Genomic DNA, 4,578 nt, shown 5'->3' with positions numbered 1-4,578 from the left:
GAGCAAGGACACCAAGGCGCGCATCAAGACGCTGTCTCGCGACGTGCTGTCGCTCGCCGACCACGCCACCTTCCTGTCGCAGAAGATCTCCTTCCTGCTAGACGCCACGCTCGGCATGATCTCGATCGAGCAGAACGCCATCATCAAGATCTTCTCGGTCGCCGCCGTCATCTTCCTGCCGCCGACTTTGGTCGCCTCGATCTACGGCATGAATTTCGACATCATCCCCGAGTTGAAATGGCAACTTGGCTATCCCTTCGCCATCGCCATGATGGTGCTGTCGGCGATCCTGCCCTTCTGGTACTTCCGCCGCCGCGGCTGGCTCTGAGTGGCCTTGTCGATCGGCGGCCACAGGCTGGCGCAGTAGAAATCGCTTGACCAAATGAACGCCGGCCTGCATCCGGAAACCCCGATCCTGGGGATCGTGGGTCGACAAGCCGGATTCCAGACCATGACTGCAGAGATAAAAACATGGGCCTATGAGGACTTCATCGAGGGCGCATCGATCGACCTCGGCTCGAAGCTCGTGAGTGCCGCCGAGATCGTCGAATTTGCCGGAGAATTTGACCCGCAGCCGATGCATCTCGACGAGGAAGCCGGCAAGGCCAGCATCCTCGGCGGGCTGGCAGCGTCGGGCTGGCACACCTGCGCCATGTTCATGCGCATGCTCTGCGACGCGTTCCTGCTGGACTCGACCTGCCAGGGCGCGCCCGGCGTCGATCAGGTCAAATGGAAGAAACCGGTCCTGGCCGGCGACCAACTGACCGGCACCCTGATGGTTGTTGCCAAGCGCCTGTCGAAATCGAAGCCGCAACTCGGCTTCGTCACCATGCGCAGCGAGCTGTTCAACCAGCGTGGCGAAAGCGTCTTCGAGCTCGAGAACTCGGTCATGTTCCTCACCCGCGATGCCGCGGGGAGCCAAGCATGACACTGGACGAGTTCTTCCGTATCGGCACCACCGTCACGCTCGGCTCGCACACATTCGAGCCCGAGGCGATCAAAGCCTTCGCCCGCAAGTACGACCCGCAAATCTTCCATATCGACGAGGAGGCCGCGAAAAAAAGCGTGCTCGGCGGCCTCTGCGCGTCTGGCTGGCACACGGCCGCGACCTGGATGAAACTCAATCTGGAAAACCGCATGGACGCCGAGATCGCTGCGTGGAGCGGTCCCGGTCCGGTGCCGGAATTCGGCCCCTCGCCCGGCTTCAAGAACCTGAAATGGCTGAAGCCGGTCTATGCCGGGCAAACCATCACCTTCACGCGCACCGCGCTGTCGCACCGCCCGATCGCCTCACGCCCCGGCTGGCGGCTTCTCGCGCTGCGTTCGGAAGCTTTCAATCCCACCGGCGACAAGGTGCTCGAGTTCGAAAGCGCCGTTCTGGTGAAGGTGGAGTAGCTTTTTCCTTCGCCCCGTTTACGGGGAGAAGGTGCCCGAAGGGCGGATGAGGGGCGGCGCCAGCGTTGGTGTCTTAAACTCGACGGTCGTACTTACCCTCACCCTGCTCCGCTCGCGTTGCTCGCTTCGCTTCCCTCTCCCCGTAAACGGGGCGAGGGAGAAACCTAATGCCCTTCGAACCCTATCAGCGTTCTGACCGGCACGCCGAGCGCCTCCAGCTTGGCGCGGCCGCCGAGGTCCGGCAGGTCGATGACGAAACAGGCGGCGAGGATGTCGGCGCCGATCTGGCGCAGCAGCTTGACCGCCGCTTCCGCGGTGCCGCCGGTGGCGATCAGATCGTCGACAAGGATCACCTTCTCGCCCGGAGCAACGCCGTCCTTGTGCATCTCCATCTCGTCCAGGCCATATTCCAGGCTATAGGCGACGCGCACCGTCTCGTAGGGCAGCTTGCCTTTCTTGCGGATCGGCACGAAGCCGGCCGAGAGCTGATGGGCGACGGCGCCGCCAAGGATGAATCCACGTGCCTCGATGCCGGCGATCTTGTCGATCTTCTGGCCGGCATAGGGATGCACCAGTTCGTCGATGGCGCGGCGGAAGGCGCGCGCATTGCCGAGCAGGGTGGTGATGTCGCGAAACAGGATGCCTGGCTTGGGATAGTCCGGAATGGTACGGATCGCGGCGAGCAATGTGTCTTCGAGGGAGGATTTCATGGGTCGAGATTACCTGAAACGGAGGTTCTTGCGCGACAATTGTTCGATCGAACTGCAGCCCATCAGCTTCATGCCACGTTCGATCTCGACCCGCATCTGCTCAAGGGCCCGTTCGACGCCGGGCTGGCCCGCCGCCGCGAGCGGGAACAGATAGTAGCGTCCGACACCGACGGCCTTGGCACCGAGCGACAGCGCCTTCAGCACATGCGTGCCGCGCTGCACGCCGCCATCCATGATGACGTCGATCCTGTCGCCAACGGCATCGACGATCTCGGCAAGCTGGTCGAACGCCGCCCGCGAGCCATCCAGCTGCCGCCCGCCATGGTTCGACAGCACGATGCCGCTGCAGCCGATGTCGACGGCGCGTCTTGCGTCCTCCACCGACATAACGCCCTTGAGACAGAACGGACCCGACCAAAGCTTGACCATCTCGGCGACATCGTCCCACGTCATCGACGGGTCTAGCATCTCGGTGAAGTAGCGGCTGATCGACATCGTGCCGCCGCCCATGTCGACATGCTCGTCGAGCTGCGGCAGCTTGAACCCCTCATGCGTGAAATAATTGATCGCCCAGGCCGGCTTGAGCGCGAACTGCGCCATTCCGGCAAGGTTGAGCTTGAAGGGAATGGCAAAGCCGGTGCGTTTGTCGCGCTCGCGATTTCCTCCGGTGATGCTGTCGACGGTCAGCATCATCACCTCGACGCCGACCGCCTTGGCGCGCTGCATCATCGCCCGGTTGAGACCGCGATCCCGATGGAAATAGAACTGGTAGACCTGCGGGCTGCTGCTGATGCTGCGCGCCTCCTCGAGGCTGACGGTGCCAAGCGACGAGACGCCGAACATGGTGCCATACTTGGCCGCGGCCTTGGCGACCGCGCGCTCGCCCTGATGGTGGAACAGGCGCTGCAAGGCGGTCGGCGAGCAATAGAACGGCATCGCCAGCTTCTGGCCCATGACCGTCACCGACATGTCGACCTCGCTCACCCCGCGCAGCACGTTGGGAACCAGATCGCAGGTCTCAAAGCTTTCGGTGTTGCGGCGGTAGGTGACCTCGTCGTCCGCCGCGCCGTCGATGTAATTGAAAATCGGCCCCGGCAGTCGCCGCTGCGCCATCCGCCGGAAATCGGAAAAGTTGTGACAGTCGCTGAGCCGCATCATCGAGTTCCAAAGGCCATGGCGGGACGAGCTTCTCGCCACCGTTCGATGCGTCGAATATCAACCTGATGCTGCTATGCCAACGGACTAATTGCCGAACTTCCGCCTCAGCACTGGCGCAGACGGAAAAGGAGCGCCTGAAGCGCCCCTTCCCGTCTGATCCGGCCGACAAAGATTACATGCCGAGATCGGAACGAAGCTCGGCTCTGGCCACTTCATATTCAGCCTTGAAGTCGTCCCGGTTGAGCAGGACCGCGGCAATGACGCTGCCGGAAATCCTGCCCATCTCGACATCGGACGCAAAATGGATGCCGCCAACCACGCGGTTGTGGGCGTATTCGCTCGCACGTGCCATGATCTCGGCGCGCTTTTCCGGAACCATGTCGGACAGAATGATGCCCATCATCGTGCCGACGGTGGCGTGTCCGGAAGGCCAGGAACCGGAGTTCGACAGCTTGACCGCAGGCTTGACGAGATCGCTGAGCTGATGCGGGCGCGGGCGCTTCCAGACATCCTTGGCCGGATCGACGACAGCGCCTTCGGTAGCCACCACGCGATCGAAGAAGGCGCTGAATTTCGGCAGCGTTTCCTTGTTGAATTTCGGCCCCATGACGTCGGCAAAGCGCCAGACATTCTCCTCGGCATCGGCCACCGCGCTGGCGACCATCTCCGGTGTGCGCGTCACCTGCAGCGTCAGCACCTCGCCGAGTTCGGCCTTGGTCTGTGCCGAATCGTTTGCCGGCGGCGGCGGCAGGATCATCGTCAAGTCGACATCCTTGTTGGTGACGAAGGGCTGGGCGTCTTCCGCTTGCGCGGCCGAGCCGATGATGAGCAGCAACAGGCCTGCCGCGATCGATGCGTATCTTTTCATGAATGCGATCCTTTGATGAGAGCAGCACAGGATCGCCGGATGCGGTGACGGCCATGTGACATGACCAGCCTCCGGAAATGCAAAAGGGCGCCTCTCGGCGCCCTTCGCGATCACTTGATTGTGTGGCTCAATGCGCCACGCCTTCCCACACCTTGCGCTTGGTGAGATAGACCAGAGCGCCGAACAGAAGCAGGAACACTAGCACGCGAAAACCGGTCTTCTTGCGGTCTTCCATATGCGGCTCGGCCGCCCACATCAGGAAGGCGGAAACGTCGCGGGAGTACTGGTCGACTGTCTGCGGCGCGCCGTCATCATAGGTCACCTGGCCGTCGGACAGCGGGTTGGGCATCTTCAGCGACACGCCCGACATGAAATAGGGGTTGTAGTGGGTGCCTTCCGGGATGACCATGCCGGCAGGCGGTGTCTCGTCGTAGCCTGTCAGCAACG

At 62.4% G+C, this 4,578-nt stretch carries 7 protein-coding genes; 3 read left to right on the top strand and 4 right to left on the bottom strand.

The window, feature by feature from the left end:
* From EN939_RS21890 to EN939_RS21880, 3 genes are all read left to right on the top strand, one after another.
* Positions 1-328: CorA family divalent cation transporter (locus EN939_RS21890; protein ID WP_272483107.1), on the top strand; the 328-nt coding region annotated here is incomplete at its 5' end.
* A 123-nt stretch (positions 329-451) separates the two neighbouring features.
* Entirely contained in the window at positions 452-928 is a 477-nt protein-coding gene (locus tag EN939_RS21885; protein WP_127269625.1) for a MaoC family dehydratase, read from the top strand.
* Entirely contained in the window at positions 925-1,395 is a 471-nt protein-coding gene (locus EN939_RS21880) for a MaoC family dehydratase (RefSeq protein WP_127269624.1), read from the top strand. The genes EN939_RS21885 and EN939_RS21880 overlap by 4 nt, the downstream gene beginning before the upstream one ends.
* Before the next feature lie 164 nt (positions 1,396-1,559).
* Here the strand turns inward: EN939_RS21880 and EN939_RS21875 are convergent, their stop codons facing one another.
* The 4 genes from EN939_RS21875 to EN939_RS21860 all read right to left on the bottom strand — a co-directional run.
* Entirely contained in the window at positions 1,560-2,105 is a 546-nt protein-coding gene (locus tag EN939_RS21875; RefSeq protein WP_013529989.1) for an adenine phosphoribosyltransferase, read from the bottom strand.
* A 9-nt stretch (positions 2,106-2,114) separates the two neighbouring features.
* Positions 2,115-3,260: an alpha-hydroxy acid oxidase gene (locus tag EN939_RS21870; RefSeq protein ID WP_127269626.1), complete on the bottom strand. Its 1,146-nt coding sequence runs from the start codon at positions 3,258-3,260 to the stop codon at positions 2,115-2,117.
* A gap of 175 nt (positions 3,261-3,435) precedes the next feature.
* Positions 3,436-4,131: an acid phosphatase gene (locus EN939_RS21865; RefSeq protein ID WP_127269623.1), complete on the bottom strand. Its 696-nt coding sequence runs from the start codon at positions 4,129-4,131 to the stop codon at positions 3,436-3,438.
* A gap of 127 nt (positions 4,132-4,258) precedes the next feature.
* Positions 4,259-4,578: cytochrome c1 (locus tag EN939_RS21860; protein ID WP_245473136.1), on the bottom strand; the 320-nt coding region annotated here is incomplete at its 5' end.

Source organism: Mesorhizobium sp. M7A.F.Ca.CA.002.05.1.1, from assembly GCF_003998335.1.
In the GTDB taxonomy this organism is placed as follows: domain Bacteria; phylum Pseudomonadota; class Alphaproteobacteria; order Rhizobiales; family Rhizobiaceae; genus Mesorhizobium.
Note: the sequence above shows the minus strand (reverse complement) of the source record. Positions and strands in the feature narration are given on the sequence as shown.